At 72.1% G+C, this 15374-nt stretch carries 14 protein-coding genes; 5 read left to right on the forward strand and 9 right to left on the reverse strand.

Features of this window, described 5'->3' with window-relative positions; genetic code table 11:
• Positions 1–31 precede the first annotated feature (31 nt).
• Together H537_RS0134940 and H537_RS0134945 are read right to left on the reverse strand one after the other, a co-directional pair.
• On the reverse strand, positions 32–1849 hold the full coding sequence (locus tag H537_RS0134940; protein WP_051244288.1) for a methanol/ethanol family PQQ-dependent dehydrogenase: 1818 nt from the start codon (positions 1847–1849) through the stop codon (positions 32–34).
• A 124-nt stretch (positions 1850–1973) separates the two neighbouring features.
• Positions 1974–2360: a hypothetical protein gene (locus tag H537_RS0134945; RefSeq protein WP_156902140.1), complete on the reverse strand. Its 387-nt coding sequence runs from the start codon at positions 2358–2360 to the stop codon at positions 1974–1976.
• 38 nt (positions 2361–2398) lie between these two features.
• Between H537_RS0134945 and H537_RS0134950 the strand changes: the two genes are divergently transcribed.
• Positions 2399–2929: a hypothetical protein gene (locus tag H537_RS0134950; RefSeq protein WP_043461442.1), complete on the forward strand. Its 531-nt coding sequence runs from the start codon at positions 2399–2401 to the stop codon at positions 2927–2929.
• A 93-nt stretch (positions 2930–3022) separates the two neighbouring features.
• Here H537_RS0134950 and H537_RS0134955 read toward each other — a convergent pair whose 3' ends face one another.
• Entirely contained in the window at positions 3023–4309 is a 1287-nt protein-coding gene (locus H537_RS0134955; RefSeq protein ID WP_238446921.1) for a DUF445 domain-containing protein, read from the reverse strand.
• A 165-nt stretch (positions 4310–4474) separates the two neighbouring features.
• On the opposite strand from H537_RS0134955, the gene H537_RS0134960 reads away from it, so the two are divergent.
• Entirely contained in the window at positions 4475–4807 is a 333-nt protein-coding gene (locus H537_RS0134960) for a hypothetical protein (protein ID WP_029001593.1), read from the forward strand.
• A 58-nt stretch (positions 4808–4865) separates the two neighbouring features.
• Positions 4866–5756, forward strand: a complete 891-nt coding sequence (locus H537_RS0134965) for a YihY/virulence factor BrkB family protein (protein WP_029001594.1) — start codon at positions 4866–4868, stop codon at positions 5754–5756.
• 31 nt (positions 5757–5787) lie between these two features.
• Here H537_RS0134965 and H537_RS0134970 read toward each other — a convergent pair whose 3' ends face one another.
• From H537_RS0134970 to H537_RS0134980, 3 genes are all read right to left on the reverse strand, one after another.
• Positions 5788–6213 carry a hypothetical protein gene (locus H537_RS0134970; RefSeq protein ID WP_029001595.1) on the reverse strand — a complete coding sequence of 142 codons (426 nt, stop codon included), beginning with the start codon at positions 6211–6213 and terminating at the stop codon, positions 5788–5790.
• Between the two features lie 22 nt (positions 6214–6235).
• Entirely contained in the window at positions 6236–8032 is a 1797-nt protein-coding gene (locus H537_RS47325; protein WP_064736100.1) for a S8 family peptidase, read from the reverse strand.
• A gap of 162 nt (positions 8033–8194) precedes the next feature.
• A complete protein-coding gene (locus tag H537_RS0134980) occupies positions 8195–8524 on the reverse strand; it encodes a hypothetical protein (protein ID WP_029001596.1) in 330 nt (109 codons plus the stop codon).
• A 169-nt stretch (positions 8525–8693) separates the two neighbouring features.
• On the opposite strand from H537_RS0134980, the gene H537_RS0134985 reads away from it, so the two are divergent.
• Positions 8694–9176: a CreA family protein gene (locus tag H537_RS0134985; RefSeq protein ID WP_029001597.1), complete on the forward strand. Its 483-nt coding sequence runs from the start codon at positions 8694–8696 to the stop codon at positions 9174–9176.
• Between the two features lie 13 nt (positions 9177–9189).
• Here the strand turns inward: H537_RS0134985 and H537_RS0134990 are convergent, their stop codons facing one another.
• The 3 genes from H537_RS0134990 to H537_RS0135005 form a co-directional block, all read right to left on the reverse strand.
• Complete coding sequence (locus H537_RS0134990) at positions 9190–10968, reverse strand: S8 family peptidase (RefSeq protein ID WP_043461444.1); 1779 nt, start codon at positions 10966–10968, stop codon at positions 9190–9192.
• Positions 10969–11280: 312 nt separating this feature from the next.
• Positions 11281–13059, reverse strand: coding sequence for a S8 family peptidase (locus H537_RS0135000; RefSeq protein ID WP_051244291.1), 1779 nt, complete (start codon positions 13057–13059; stop codon positions 11281–11283).
• A 291-nt stretch (positions 13060–13350) separates the two neighbouring features.
• Positions 13351–14247 (reverse strand): NAD(P)-dependent oxidoreductase, encoded by an 897-nt coding sequence (locus H537_RS0135005; protein ID WP_029001600.1) that lies wholly within the window; start codon positions 14245–14247, stop codon positions 13351–13353.
• Positions 14248–14416: 169 nt separating this feature from the next.
• Between H537_RS0135005 and H537_RS47335 the strand changes: the two genes are divergently transcribed.
• Complete coding sequence (locus H537_RS47335) at positions 14417–15373, forward strand: MBL fold metallo-hydrolase (RefSeq protein WP_051244294.1); 957 nt, start codon at positions 14417–14419, stop codon at positions 15371–15373.
• Position 15374: the final 1 nt, after the last annotated feature.

Raw genomic sequence — 15374 nt, forward strand, 5'->3', positions numbered from 1 at the left:
AGGCTCAGGGCGAACGGGGGAGGACGCAGCCTCACTTCGGCAGCGCGAACACATGGATCGCTCCACCCTTGCGCGTGGCCTGCGGCAGGTCGCGCATGGCATTGACGAAGCCCTTGGCGGCGGTGCTGTCGCGCGGGTCGAGGTTGCCCGAGACGATGGCGCCGGCCCAGCCGCCCACGCCGGAGAGCACGGCGACGTACTGGCGCCCGTCCGGGCCGAGGAAGCTCACGGGCTGGCCGATGATTCCCGAGGGCGTCTTGTGCTTCCAGAGTTCCTTGCCGCTGCGCGCGTCCACGGCCTTGAACCAGCCGTCCATGGTTCCGTAGAAGACCACGTCGCCCGCGGTGGCCAGCGCGCCGCTCCACACCGGGAAGCTCTCCTTGATCGTCCACACGGCCTTGCGCGCCACCGGGTCCCAGGCTTCCACCTCGCCGCGGTGGCCGCCGGGGCCGGGCTTCATCTTCAGGTCCGCGCCCACGTAGGGCGTGCCGGCGATGTAGCTCACGCTGGAGGTGGTGGCGTCCTGGCACAGGTTCTGGTGCGGGATGTAGAGCAGCCGCGTGCGCGGCGACCAGGCCGAGGGCTGCCAGTCCTTGGCGCCCGGCGAGGAGGGGCAGATGTCGCGCACCGGCTTGCCGGCGCGCGGCTCCTTGGACGGCTCGTAGCGCAGCGCGCCGCTCTGGAGGTCCACGCCCAGGCTGGTCGTCACCGCGGCGAAGGGGTCGGCCGAGAGCACCTGCCCGGTGGCGCGGTCCAGCACGTAGAGGTAGCCGTTGCGGTCCGGGTGCAGCAGCACCTGGCGGGTGCGGCCGCCGATGGGCAGGTCCAGCAGCACGTTCTCGTTGACGCCGTCGTAGTCGTGCAGGTCGTGCGGGCTCCACTGGTAGAACCACACCGCCTCGCCGCTGTCGGGCCGGCGCGCGAACACGCCGCTGGTCCAGTGGTTGCTGCCCGGGCGCTGCTCGGGGTTCCAGGGGCCGGGGTTGGCGGTGCCGTAGTAGAGGAGGTCGAGCTGCGGGTCGTAGGACACCCAGCCCCAGACGTTGCCCCCGCCCTGCTTCCAGGCCTGCCCGGGCCAGCTGTGCTCGCCCAGGTCCGGGCCGCGGTCCTGCGGGTAGAAGGGCTTGAAGGCGGCACCGATGAGCACATCCTTGTCCGGCCCCGTGCTCCAGGCACGCCAGAGCTCCTTGCCGCTGGCCGCGTCCAGCGCGACGAGCCAGCCGCGCACGCCGTACTCGCCGCCGGAGTTGCCGATGAGCACCTTGCCGCGCACCACCAGCGGCGCCATGGTGATGGTCTCGCCGCGGCGGATGTCGCCCAGCTTCGTGCGCCAGAGCTCGCGGCCGGTGGCGGCGTCCACGGCGATGGCCTGTCCGTCCAGCGTGTTGAAGAAGACGCGCCCGGCGTCGAAGGCCGCGCCGCGGTTGACCACGTCGCAGCAGGCCACGCCCTGCGCGGCGGCGTCCGGATGCGGCCGGTAGCGCCACTTCAGCGGGAAGCCGGGCTGCGCGAGGTCCAGCGCCAGCAGCTCGTTGGGATAGGGCGTGACGATGAACATCGTCCCGCCCGCGACGATGGGCGCCGCCTCGTGGCCGCGCTCGGCGCCGGTGGCGCGCTCCAGCACCGGCTGCAGCCGCGCGACGTTGTCCGGCGTGATCTGCGCCAGCGGGCTGAAGCGGGTGTTGGCGTGGTCGCGCGCGGCCATCGGCCAGTCGCCGGCGGGATCGTGCTCGGCGGGGGCTGCGGGAACGGGAGAGGAGGCGGAGGGAGACGGTGCGGCAGCCAGCGCCTGTGCCCACGCGAGGGGCGCCAGCAGGGCAAGACACAAGGGCGCGGCTGCGCGAAGCATGGGTCTCCTGTTATGGCCCGAAGGGGGCGCTGGTTCTGGAGACGCTTCGGCAACCCCCGTGCCGCGAGAGGCCCGGGGTGATGACGGGGGATCAGGGGAAAGCGGGCAGGGGCGCGTCTGCGCCTCAGCGCGCCCGGCGCGCGCGCCAGCGGCCGAGCAGCTGCCGCACCAGCGGGGCGGTGCACATCATTCCGGCGGAGGCGCCCAGGGCCATGGGCCACATGGAGGCGAAGGTGTCCATGCCCCAGGCGCCCAGGAGGATGGCGCCCTGGCCAAGGAAATAGGTCTGCAGCGGGGTGGTCTTCATGGCGTCGGCGTGGGTCGGTAAAACTGAAAAACCCACGCGGCGCGCGGACTTGGCGTGATCTTCGGCTGCCATGGCGCCGTGCTTGAGGCCCCAGCGCCACAGCGCCATGCACTCCGTCACGCCGGTGCCCGCCGCGTGCGGTCCGGGACGGGCAAGCCGTGCCTGGGCGCGCGGCTTGCTGATTGGTAGGCGTCGGCGCCGCATCGGGCGGCGCCTCCTTCCCAACACCAGGAGTGCACACCATGGCAGACACCCCGTACGTCACCGGCCTGTTCCGCGACCGTGACAGCGCCGAGCGCGCCTACCAGTCGCTTTCCGACCGCGGCTACACCAAGGACGACCTCAACCTGGTGATGTCCGACGAGACGCGCAAGCGCCACTTCGGCAATGACAAGGCCATCGGCACGCAGACCGAGCTGGGCAACAAGGCGGCCGAGGGCGCGGGCATCGGCGGCGCCATCGGCGGCACGATTGGCGCCATTGCCGCAGCCGTGGCGGCGGTGGGCACCTCGATCGCCATTCCGGGCCTGGGCCTGGTGGTCGCGGGCCCGATCGCCGCGGCGCTGGCCGGTGCCGGCGCGGGCGCGGCCAGCGGCGGCCTCATCGGCGCGCTCATCGGCTGGGGCATCCCGGAAGAGCGCGTGAAGCACTACGAGGAAGGCATCAAGCAGGGCGGCATCCTCATGGGCGTCAAGCCCCGCTCGGCCGAGGACGCCGCGCACTTCGAGAGCACCTGGAAGGCCGCCAACGGCGAGCACGTGTACTACCGCTGACGGTGGATGGATGAGGCGGCGGCCCGCGCGGGCTGCCGCCCAAAACGGAAACGGCGGCCCGAGGGCCGCCGTTTTTCCATTCCCGCGCGCTGCTCAACCGCCCAGCGCCACCGTCACCGTGTGGATCAGCAGCCCGATGAGCCCGCCCACGAGCGTGCCGTTGATGCGCACGAATTGCAGGTCGCGGCCGATGTTGCGCTCCAGCTCGACGGTGAGCTCCTCGGTGGGCCAGGCGTCCACGCGCGCCGTGATGTAACCGCGGATGTCCTCGCGGTAGCGCTCGATCCACTGCGGCGCGGCCTGCATCAGCTGCGCGTTGATCCACTCGCGCATGGCCGCGTCCTCCTGCAGCCGCCGTCCCAGCCCGCGTGCGCCCTCGGCCACGCGCGCATGCAGCGTGGACTCCGAGCGCTGCAGGTCCGCCTGCAGCCATGCCAGCAGCTGGTCCCACAGCCCGTGCAGGTACTGCGCAAGGGCCGGGTGCGCCAGCCACTCCGACTGCAGCTCGCGCCCGCGCTGGCGCAGCGCCGGGTCGTCGCGCAGCCGCTCGATGCTGTGGGCCATGAAGTCGTCGAAGCGCAGCCGCAGCGGGTGATCGGGGTCCTCGCCCATCTCGCCGATGAGGTTGCCCAGCCCCGAGACCAGCTTGCGCGTGGCGATGCGCCCGGCCACCGCGTCCAGCCCCACCAGGCGCAGCACCTTCAGCTCCGAGGCCACGACCTCGGCCACCTTCTCCTGGATCGACTCCTCCTCCAGCAGCGCCGCGAGCTGGCGCAGCAGCTCGTCCAGCAGCGCCTGGTGGCGGCGGTCGGCCGTCAGCAGCGCCAGCACCTCGCCGGCCAGGGACGAGACGTCGATCTGCCCCAGCTTGGACAGCACCGTGCTGCGCAGGAAGTGGCGCACGCGCTCGTCGTCCAGCGTGGACAGCAGGTAGCGCGCGGCCGATGCCAGGTGCTGCGCCAGCTGCTGCGCGTGGCGCTCGTCAGCCAGCCAGCCGGCCAGCCGGCCCGCGGCGTCGAACTCGCGCACCTTGGCCAGCACCTGGGGCGTGCCCAGGAAGTTGTTGCAGATGAAGTTGGCCAGGTTGCGGCCGATGCGCGCCTTGTTGGTGGGGATGATGGCGGTGTGCGGGATGCGCAGCCCCAGCGGATGCCGGAACAGCGCCACCACCGCGAACCAGTCCGCCACCGCGCCCACCATCGCCGCCTCGGCGAAGGCCGCGAGGTAGTGCCAGCCCGGGTGGCTCTGCCCCAGCACGGTGGCCAGCGCGTACAGCAGCGCGGCGCCCACCAGCAGGCCCAGGGCGATGCGCTTCATGCGCACCAGTGCCGCCTCGCGCTCGGCGGAGGCGGGATCCAGGGTGAATGTGGCTTTGTTCACGAGGTCGATCATGCACGGCGCTCCCGCGGCCCGTGGAAGCGCCGAACTGCCCGCGCCCGGTGGCCCTTTTCCAGCCATGGGCCCAGGCCGGGCGGCCTCATGCTTGAACCCAGGCCGGCGCTTTCCGGCCATGCCGTTTTCGTAGTACCCGCAGTGCCCACCGCCATGAAGCAGCTCCCGATCGATGTCACCAAGTCCCTGTACGACAGCGACAGCTACCGCCACACGCTGGTGACGGCCACGCCGGTGCAGATCGTCACGCTGCTGGAAGGCTTCTACTGGCTGTGGGATCGGGTCACCGGCGTCTGCCTGCTCGAAGGCATGGGCCATGCCCGGCTGAGCAACCACGTGCCCGCGGGCGACGACGCCCAGGCGCGGCGCAACCCGGTGGCCGAGACGCGCGCCTTCCTCACCGCGCAGTCGCTGATCCGCAGCGTCGCCAGCGGCCGGCGCGACATCGACGACTCGCCGGCCGGGCCGCACGACGTGGCGCACTGAAGCGGCACCCCAGCGCGCGCCCGGGGAGCCCGGGCCCGCTCCGTGCTCCAGGCGGCGCATGTCGCGTGCCGCCGCCGAGGTCCTGCAGCACCCGGGCCGCTTCCTGGTCCAGTGCCTGCGCGCCTTCAAGAAGAACCAGGGCCTGCTGCTGGCGGGCGCCCTCGCCTACTACGCGCTGCTGTCGCTGGTGCCGCTGCTGATCCTGTGCGTGATCGCGCTGTCGCACCTGGTGGACCCGCGCGAGCTGCTGGGCACGCTCACGCGCTACCTGGCGTGGCTGCTGCCGGGGCAGTCCGGGCCCTTGGTCGCCGAGCTCGACACCTTCCTGCGCAACCGCGACGCGGTCAGCCTGTTCCTGGTGGCGACGATGCTGTTCTTCAGCTCGCTCGCCTTCACGGTGCTGGAGAACGCGATGTCGGTGATCTTCTTCCACCGCGTCGCCATCCGGCGACGGCACTTCCTGGCCTCGGCGCTGCTGCCCTACGCCTGCATCCTGGCGCTGGGCTTCGGGCTGCTGCTGATCACGTTGGTGGCCGGCGCGCTGCAGGCGCTGGGCAACGACACGCTGCGGCTGCTGGGCCACAGCTGGTCGCTGGACCGCCTCTCCGCCGTGCTGCTGTACCTGCTGGGCTTCTCGGGCGAGGTGCTGGTGCTCAGCGCCATCTACATGGTCATGCCGGTGGGGCGGCTGTCGTGGCGGCACGCGCTCATCGGCGGCGTCACGGCCGCGGTGTGCTGGGAGATCAGCCGCCACGTGCTGGTGTGGTACTTCGCCTCGCTGTCCAAGGTGAACCTGGTGTACGGGTCGCTGGCCACCGCCATCGTGGTGCTGCTGAGCCTGGAGATCGCCGCCACGGTGCTGCTCTTCGGCGCCCAGGTCATCTCCAGCTACGAGCAGCTGCTGCGCGGGGGGAAGGCGACGCCGCCGGGGTTGAGGACGGAGGCTTGAGCGGCCACGGGCCGCGCTCCGGAGCCCGTGCTCAGCGCGGGCCTTCGGCCGAGGGTGGCGACAGGCCCTGGGGCTGCAGCATCACATCGGGTTCGACGTATTCCACGTCGGCATCGGCGGCGCGCAGTGCCTCGCCGATGCGCTCCAGCTGCGCCGCCGGCAAGCGGCGGTCGAGCTTGAGCACGAAGGACCCGTCGGCCAGGGGCCGCGCCTGCAGCAGCCGTACCTCGTGGCGCCGCAGCACCGCCTCGGTGCGCTGCCGCACGACCCGTGGCAGCACCGCAGCGCCGGCGGCGCTGCGGTAACGGACGATCAGTTGGTCGGACTGCGCTTGGGCCACCGCCCCCGCGTCGAGGACGGCGGCCGCCGCCGGTGCCGACGCCAGGGCGACGAGGACGGCGGCCGCCAGGGCTGGCAGGAACGCCAGGGCTTCGCCCAGGATGGCTTTCGCTCTCATGCCCAGACTGACCGCCGCGCCATCAGTACATGCCGACGGACAGCGCATACGGGGCGGTTGCCCCGTACTTGCCGTCGGCGCGACGCACCTGCAGCACCAGGAACTTGCTGAGGTTGCCGGTGTTGGTGTAGGTGAGCTCCTCCGGCACGCCCAAGCCGTTCAGCATGCTGCTGGCCAACAGCGTGCCGTTGCGGGTGAAGAGCTTGAGGCTGTAGTCGGACGCGGCACCGGTCGTCAGTTTGGCTTGCAGCCGCGCGCCGACGGGAATCTGCACGCGGAAGTGGTCCTTGTCACCGACGACGGCGATGGTGCCGCTCACATCGGCCGGCAGCGCGGGCACCCGCTGGGCCGTGGTGAAGGTGTTGTTGCCCTCCTGCTCCGCCAGGGTGAGGATCGCCGGCAGGCCCGCGGCATCTACCGCGGCGTTGGCGTCCAGCAGGCCCGTGCCGCATTGGTCGCACGCGCCCGGGAAAGCCCGCGCGGAACTCTTGAGCCGATCTTCCACCTCGTCCGGTGTGAGCGAGGGGTTGCGCGAGAGCATCAGCGCCGCCACGGCCGAGACATGCGGCGCGGCCATCGAGGTGCCGGCCTTGAAGACATACCCATCATCGCCCGGCACGGTCGCGCCGAGGTTGTACGTGGACGGGATGCCCACGTACATGCCGTTTTCACCGCCTGGCGCGGCCAGGTCCACCCGGTTGCCGTAGTTGGAGTAGCTCGCCCGCGCTGCGAAGTGGTTGGTTGCCGCCACCGTCACCACGCCCTGGCAGTTGGCCGGCGAGAAACTGGCTGCATCCATGCTCTTGTTGCCAGCAGCCACCACCACCACCGCGCCGTTGGCACGTGCGGTGTTGATCGCGTTCTGCGTCGTGCGGGCGCACTTGCTCAGGCCGCCCAGCGACAGGTTGATGACACGGGCCGGTGTCGGCGTGGACGGAACGTTTTTCACCTTGGCGCCGGAGGCCCACACGATGGCGTCGGCGATGTCGGAGTCGAATCCGCCGCAGCGTCCCAGCACGCGCGCGGGCAGCACCCGTGCGCCATAGGCCACGCCCGCGACACCGTTGGCGTTGTTGGTGAGCGCGGCGACGGTGCCGGCCACGTGCGTGCCGTGCCAGGAGCTCGAAACGGCGGGCCGAGCGGGGTCGTCGCAGGCACCGGCCACGGTCCAGTCACCGGGGTCGTAGGGATCCGAGTCACGGCCGTCGCCGTCGTTGGACACCGTCGCATTGCCGATGAAGTCGTAGCCCGGCAGCAGGTTGGCCGCCAGGTCCGCGTGCGGGCGCACGCCGGTGTCAATGACCGCCACCACCACACCGGCGCCGATGGACTTGTCCCAGGCCGCTGGCGCGTTGATGCCGCTGACGGGGTCAAACAGATCCCACTGATACTTCAAGAGCGGGTCGTTGGGCACGGCCTGCGGCTGCAGCAGCACATCGGGCTCGGCGTACTCGATGTCGGCGTTGCCGTTGCTCAGCGCGTCGACGAGTTGCTGCACCTCCGCCACGGACAGCCAGCGATCGAGCCTGTACACGTGCGCCCCATTGGTCAGGCGGCGCAGGTGCGACAGCACCGTGCCCCGCGAGGTCGCTGTGGCCGTGGCCATGGCCTGAGTAGACGTTGAGGGCACGTCGAGATCGACGGCGCTGCGGTACTTGATGACCAGGCGATTGGTGGTGAGGCTCGCCTGCAGCGGGGTCGAGTTGGCGGCGGCGGTCATCACCGTCTGGGCCGTAGCCGCAGGCACTGCATGCAGCGCCACGCAGGCAGCGGCGGCCCACGCCAGGCGCTTGGCCGGCGTCTTGAATCCAATGGACATGAAAACTCCCGTTCTTTTTTGGAATCGGCTGCGCACGGGCCCGGAAGCCCTTGCCTCAGCCAGTGCTCATTTCGGCATGGCGGGTACCGTCTTGAACAAAAAGAACGGAAGTGCGAGCAACTTGCCAGGCACCCTTCCCGAGCGGGAATCGGACGGCCGCCGCTACGCGTCCGGGCCGGGGGCCTGCGGCAAATGCGGGCACTCCCACCCCAGCAGCTCCGACAGCCGCGTGACCACCCAGCGCGCCTCGGCGGGGCTGAAGCCGGAGTCGGGGTCGGCCAGGCCGGCGTGGTAGCGCAGCAGCAGGTCCACCTCGGAGCCGTGCGCGTGGATGCTGCGCCCGCGCGCGTGTTCTTCGAGCTGCTGCGCCAGGTCCTCGCACAGCTCGTAGCGCGCGCGTATGTCGGCCAGCGGCGCCGTCAGGCGCTGGCGCGCGTCGCGGTACAGCGCCAGGAAGGAATCGGGCAGGTAGATCTGGTTCTCGTCGCTCATGGAGGGCTCCCTCGCGCTGCCGCGCCGTGGCCCGAGGCTCGGGCCCGTGCGGCGGCGCTCATGGCGCGCCTTGTACCCCAAGCCGGAGCCCTCCCCGGCGCTGGTGACAATGGGTTCAGCAGCCGCCCGCGCGGCCCCTCTTCCCCTTCACAAACCCTGGGAGCACCCCATGAAAGCCCGACGCCTGCTGACGACGATCCCGCTGCTGCTGGCCGCCGCCACGGTGGCCCGCGCCGAAACCATCGGCGAGGTGGACACCGTGTTCAAGCTCATCGGCCCGGACCACAAGATCGTGGTCGAGGCCTACGACGATCCGAAGGTGCAGGGCGTGACCTGCTACGTCTCGCGCGCCAAGACCGGCGGCATCAAGGGCGCCATCGGCATCGCCGAGGACAAGTCCGACGCCTCCATCGCCTGCCGCCAGGTCGGCCCCATCAGCTTCCCGCAGGGCCGGCCGATGGCGAAACAGGAGGAGATGTTCAGCGAGCGCATCTCGCTGGTGTTCAAGCGGCTGCGCGTGGTGCGCATGGTGGACCCCAAGCGCAACGCGCTAGTCTATCTCACCTACTCCGAGCGGCTCATCGAGGGCTCGCCGCAGAACAGCGTCACCGTGGTGCCGGTGGCCGCCGGCACGCCCATTCCGGTGAAGTGAGCGCCTTGCGCCCTTAATCCGCCGCCACGCCCAGCCGGTACGCGCCGGCGGGGCCGCCGGTCCAGCGCACGCGCAGCACCACCGACATCGCGCTGCTGCCGCTGTTGAGCACGCTCACCGTGTCGGTCTGCGAGCCCGGCAGCAGGCTGGCGTCCAGCCGCCGGTTGTCGGTGTCCACGGCGATGAGGTCGTAGTTGGCATCGGCCGTGGGCGTGAGCCGGGCGGTCAGGCGCTGGCCCGCGGCCAGGCGCACGCTGTAGAGGTCCTGGTCGGCGTCGCTGCGCAGCGCGCCCAGCACCGTGGCGGGCAGGTCGTTCAGCGGCTGCGCGCGCCCGATGCTGTCGTTGGGCTCCACCTCCGGCACCGTCACCGCCACGCTGCTGCTGCCGCCGCCAGCGGCGTCCACCGCGGCATTGGCGTCCAGCAGCCCGCTGCCGCACTGCCCGCACGCGGCCGGGAAGGGACGCGCCGACTCCTTGAGCCGCGTCTCCACCTCGTCCGGCGTGAGCTTCGGGTTGCGCGCCAGCATCAGCGCCACCGTGCCGGCCACGTGCGGCGCGGCCATGGAGGTGCCGCGGTAGCTGCCGTAGCTGTCGGCCCCCGGCGTGGTGCCGCCGGCATTGAGCGTGGAGAGAATGCCCGCGTCGGTGTCGCCGCCCGGCGCCGCCAGGTCCACCACCGAGCCGTAGTTGGAGTAGGACGCCCGGGCCCCGTTGCGCTTGACCGCCGCCACCGCGATCACGCCCGGGCAGCTCGACGGCTGGTGCAGGCTGGCGTCCGAGGCGTCGTTGCCCGCGGCCACCACCACCACCGCGCCCAGGCCGCGCGCGGTGGCGATGGCGTTGCGGTAGGTGGTGCTGCAGCTGCCGCCGCCGCCCAGCGACAGGTTCAGCACCCGCGCCGGGTTCGGGTTGGCCGGCTGGCCGGCGACGCTGCCGCCCGCGGCCCAGACCATGCCGTCGGCGATGTCGGAGCTGTAGCCGCCGCAGCGGCCGAGCACCCGCACCGGCAGCACCTTGGCGTCGAAGGCCACGCCCGCCACGCCGCTGCCGTTGCCGGTCAGCGCGGCGATGGTGCCGGCCACGTGGGTGCCGTGCCAGCTGCTCTTGGCGGCCGGCGAGCCGCTGTAGCACTGGCCGGCGCTGCTCCAGTCGCCGGGGTCGGCCGGGTCCTCGTCGCGGCCGTTGCCGTCGCGGGCGATGAAGGTGTCGGTGATGAAGTCGCGCCCGGGCAGCAGGTTCCTCGCCAGGTCCGCGTGCGGGCGCACGCCGGTGTCGATCACCGCCACCACCACGCCGGCGCCGGTGGACTTCTCCCAGGCCGTGGGCGCGCGGATGCCGGCCGTGGCCTCGAACAGGTCCCACTGCTCGCCGTAGCGCGCGTCGTTGGGCACCAGCTGCGGCTGCATCAGTGCGTCGGGCTCGGCGTATTCCACGTCCGCGTCGCCGTTGCGCAGCTCCTCGCCGACGCGGCGCAGCTCGTCCTCGGACAGCGGCCGGTCGAGCTTGAACACGTCCGCCCCGTCGGCCAGGCGCCGCAGGTGCGTGAGCTTGGCGCCGCGGCGCTGCAGCACGGCGGCGGCGCGCAGTTGCGCGGCGGCGGCCGGCGCCGCGGTGGTGGCGGCGCTGCGGTACTTGATGATCAGCCGGTCCGTCAGTGCCGCGGCCGGCGCGGTCGACGCGGCCGATGCGGCGGGCGCGGCGTCGCGTTCGAAAGCCGCCGCCGGAACGGCCTGCAGGGTGAGGAGGGAGACCGCCACGAGGGCCGGCAGGAGGACGGGGGATTTGGACATGGGCGCCTGAGAGCAAAACACAGGCCGCGGCAGCGGGGGCCGCGGGGCTGGAGCGGACCGCTCCTGCCGCCTTCATCCGGCGGCGGTTCGCCCGGTGGCCCGGGCGCGAGGGGCGGCATGGTACGCAGGCAGTGAAGGCCCCCCGCCCCGTCCGGTCAACCGCGGAAGCGGGCGTCGGACGTTTCCAGAAGTCAAAGGCGCGCGGACGAAAAAAAGCCCGCGGGCGGCGGGCAGGGTGTCCGGCGGGGACCTTGCCGTGGCGCGCCGGGGAACGGCGGCCACGAGCCCGCGGGTCAGGGGGAAGGGGTTCGCTCAGTTGTTCGGGCTGACATAGAGGCTGTAGGTGCCCGAGGCGCCCGTCAGGCCGCTCACGCGCGAGACCTGCAGGGCCACCGTCAAGACGTTCGAGCCGGTGTTGCTGAGGATCACCTGGTCCGCGAGCGCGCCGGTCTGGTTGCTGGCGGCCAGCTGCGTGCCGGTGGCGGCGTCGAAGGCGACGAGGTCGTAGTTGGAGCTGGCGTTGGGACGCAGCCGGGCCAGGATGCTGCCCCCCACGGGGATGTCCACCTTGTAGAGGTCCTTGTCGGCCAGCTTGGAGATGGTGCCGCTGACCGACACCGGCAGCGCCGCGCCCAGCACCTGGGCCGCGGCGATGCTGTCGTTGGCCTCGGCCTCCGCCACGCTGGTGATGGCCGGCGCCGTGCCGGCGGCGTCCACCGCCATGTTGGCGTCCAGGATGCCCGTGCCGCAGCCGCTGCAGGTGGCGGGGAAGGCGCGCACCGAGGCCTTCAGGCGCGACTCCACCTGGTCCGGCGTCAGTAGCGGGTTGAGCGAGAGCATCAGCGCCGCGGTGGCCGCCACGTGCGGCGCGGCCATCGAGGTGCCCATGTAGTTGACGTAATTGTCGCCGGCCGGGACGGTGGTGCCGGCGTTGAGCGTGGAGAGCACGCCGGCGTTGGTGTCGCCGCCCGGGGCGGCCAGGTCCACCAGGGTGCCGTAGTCGGAGTAGGAGGCCCGGCCGCCGCTGCGGTTGACCGCTGCCACCACCACCACGCCGGTGCAGTTGGCCGGCGCGAAGTTGACGGCGTCGATGGCCTTGTTGCCCGCGGCCACCACCACCGTGGCGCCGAAGTTGCGCGCGATGGTGACCGCGTTCTGGTACGTGGTGCTGCACGCGGCCGTGGCGCCCAGCGAGAGGTTGAGCACCTTGGCCGGGTTGGCGTTGGCCGGCACGCCGCTGACCGTGCCGCCGGCGGCCCAGATCATCCCGTCGGCGATGTCGGAGGTGTAGCCGCCGCAGCGGCCCAGCGCGCGCACCGGCAGCACCTTGGCGTCGAAGGCCACGCCCGACACGCCGACGCTGTTGTTGGTGACTGCGGCGATGGTCCCGGACACGTGCGTGCCGTGCCAGCTGCTGTTGGCGGCGGCCGAGCCGGTGGCGCACTGGCCGGCGGTGACCCAGTCACCGGGGTCGGCCGGGTCGGTGTCGCGGCCGGTGCCGTCGTTGGACACCAGCGTGGCGTCGGAAATGAAGTCGTAGCCCGGCAGCAGGTTGGCGGCCAGGTCGGCGTGCGGGCGCACGCCGGTGTCGATCACCGCCACCACCACGCCGGCGCCGGTGGACTTCTCCCAGGCCGCAGGCGCGTTGATGCCCGCGGTGGACTCGAAGTAGTGCCACTGTTGGGCGTAGCTCGGATCGTTGGGCGTGAACTGCGGCTGCATCACCAGGTCGGGCTCGACGTACTCGATGTCGGCGTCCCCGGCGCGCAGTTCCTTGGCCACCTGCCGCAGCTCGGCCGCGGACAGCGCCTTGTCCAGCTTGAACACGTGGGCGCCGTTGCCCATGCGGCGCAGGTAGCCCAGCTTGGCGCCGCGGCCTTGCAGCGCGGCCATGGCGCGGCCCTTGGCGGCCTCGGACGGCGCTGCCTCGGTGGCGCTGCGGTATTTCACGATCAGCCGGTCGGTGAGTTCGGCCGTGTCACCGGCACTGGCACTGCTGACGAAAGCGGCCGCCGGCGCGGCCTGGAGCGTGATGAAGGTCGCCGCGGCCAGAGCCAGCAAAGAGGCGGAAGGCTTGAAATGCTTGGACATGGGATCCCCAACTACCAATGAAGGACCGCTTGTGTCGGCCTGCGAGAGCGCCGTGCCGTTTTCACCACGGTTTGTATCGATATGTTCGACATCCCGAGAGGGCATTTAAGTCTTCATAACTCACCGATGCAAAAAAAACTTGTAGCCACAGACAATACGGGTTAGGCCCTAGGTACTGTCCCAGGTGACGCCCGGGCGAGTCCGGGACTCGCGCCGGGGGCGCCGGGGCTTGCTGCGGCGCCCGAAGCTGAAAAGCCGCCCCGATGCGCCGGCCGTGGAGGGAGAGATCCCTCAGCGCGGCACGATGCGCGCGCCGCTGAGCTGCTCCTGGGCTTCCAGCAACGAGGGCACGAACTTGTCGCCGTGGCCCAGGGCGCTGGCCAGCGTCAGCGACTGGTGCACCGCCTCGCCCACCACGCTGGGCACGGCCAGATCCTCGGCCAGGTGGGTGTAGTAGCGCAGGTCCTTGCGCGCGTTGTCCAGGCCGAAGCGGATGCCCGCCAGGTCGCCCGTGAGCGCCTTGGCCATGGCCTGGAACAGGCCTGAGTTCACCGGCCCGGCCGACAGCAGCGCCACCAGGCGGTTCAGGTCCACCCCGGCGCGCTGCCCCACGGCGAAGGCCTCGGCGGTGGCGGTGCAGATGGCCTGCCCGATGAAGTTGTTGAGCAGCTTCACCGTGTGCCCGGCGCCGGGGCCGCCGACGTGGAACACGTTCTCGGCGAAGCAGCGCAGCACGGGCTCCAGCTGCGCGAAGGCGGCGTCCTCGGCGCCGACCATGACGTTGAGCCGCCCGGCCTCGGCCTCGGTGGGCGTGCGCGCCAGCGGCGCGTCCACGAAAGTGACGCCGGCGGCGCCGCAGGCCTCGCGCAGTCGCGTGGTGGAGCCGGGTTCGCTGGTGGAGCAGTCCACCACCAGCAGCCCCGGCGCGGCGCCGGCCAGCAGCCCCTCGGGGCCGGTCACCACGGCTTCGACCTGGGGCGAGCCGGTGACGCAGACGAAGACGATCTCGCTGTCCCGGGCCAGCGCCGCGGCCGACGCGGCCACGGTGGCGCCGGCCTCCAGCAGGTCGGCCACGCGCTCGCGGTTGCGGTGCACCGTCAGGCGCAGCTCGTGGCCGCGCGCGAGCAGGTTCTTGGCCATGCCATGGCCCATGAGGCCCGAAGCGCCGATGAATCCGATGCGTGCCATGCGTGTGCTCTCCTGTGCGCGGTTGATGCACCGGCGGGGGCTGCCGGCGCGGCGCATCGTAGGCGCGGGCCAGGGCCGCGCGGCGGGGGGCCGCTATGCTCGCGCGGCCTTGTCCCACGGAGTGAGCCGGAGTGCATCGGGCACGGGCCCGGGACGCTCCGCACGCCGCATGACCCGCCCCACCGACGCATCCACCCCTGACTACACCCTGCGCCACCTGGGCGCCCAGCTCTTCGTGCGCGGCTGGCTCTCGGCCAACAACGTGCTCTTCGCCGACGGCGGCGAGCAGGGCGCGGCGGTGGTGGACAGCGGCTACGTCTCGCATGGCGCGCAGACGGTGGCGCTGCTGGAGCACGCGCTGGCCGGGCGGCCGCTGGCGCGCATCCTCAACACGCACCTGCATTCCGACCACTGCGGCGGCAACGCCGCGCTGCTGCGGCGCTGGCCCCAGGCGCGGCTGAGCGTGCCCGCGGGCTACGCGCCGCACCTGCAGCCCTGGGACGCGCAGGGCCTGGGCTTCCACGCCATGGATCAGCGCTACGAGCCCTTCGAGGCGCACGCCTTCCTGGAGGCGGGCCAGGCGGTGCGGCTGGGCGCGCGCGACTGGGAGGTGCACGCCACGCCCGGCCACGACCCCGACGCGGTGGTGCTGTTCGAGCCGGCCAGCCGCACCCTCATCAGCGGCGACGCGCTGTGGGAGCAGCGGCTGGCGATCATCTTTCCGGAGCTGGCGGGCGAATCGGGCTTCGAGGCGGCGCAGCGCGCGCTGGACCTGATCGAGCGCCTGGCGCCGCGCCTGGTGCTGCCCGGCCACGGCGAGGCGTTCACGGACGTGTCCGCGGCGCTGTCGGCCTCGCGGCGGCGGCTGGAGGGTTTCATGGCCGCGCCGGGCAAGCACCACCAGTACGCCGCGCGGGCGCTGGTGACCTACCACCTGCTGGAGCAGCGCGCGCTGCGGCGCGAGGCGCTGCAGCGCTGGATCGTGCAGACCCCCGTGCTTCAGCGCGCCCCGGGCGAGCACGCCACGGCCGAGGACGCGCTGCGCTTCGCCGAGGAGACGGTGGCGCGGCTGGTCGCGGACGGGGTGCTGGTGGAGGACGGCGGGTGGGTGCGGATGGCGGGCTGAG

Origin of the sequence: Azohydromonas australica DSM 1124 (genome assembly GCF_000430725.1) — a bacterium.
GTDB lineage: Bacteria > Pseudomonadota > Gammaproteobacteria > Burkholderiales > Burkholderiaceae_C > Azohydromonas > Azohydromonas australica.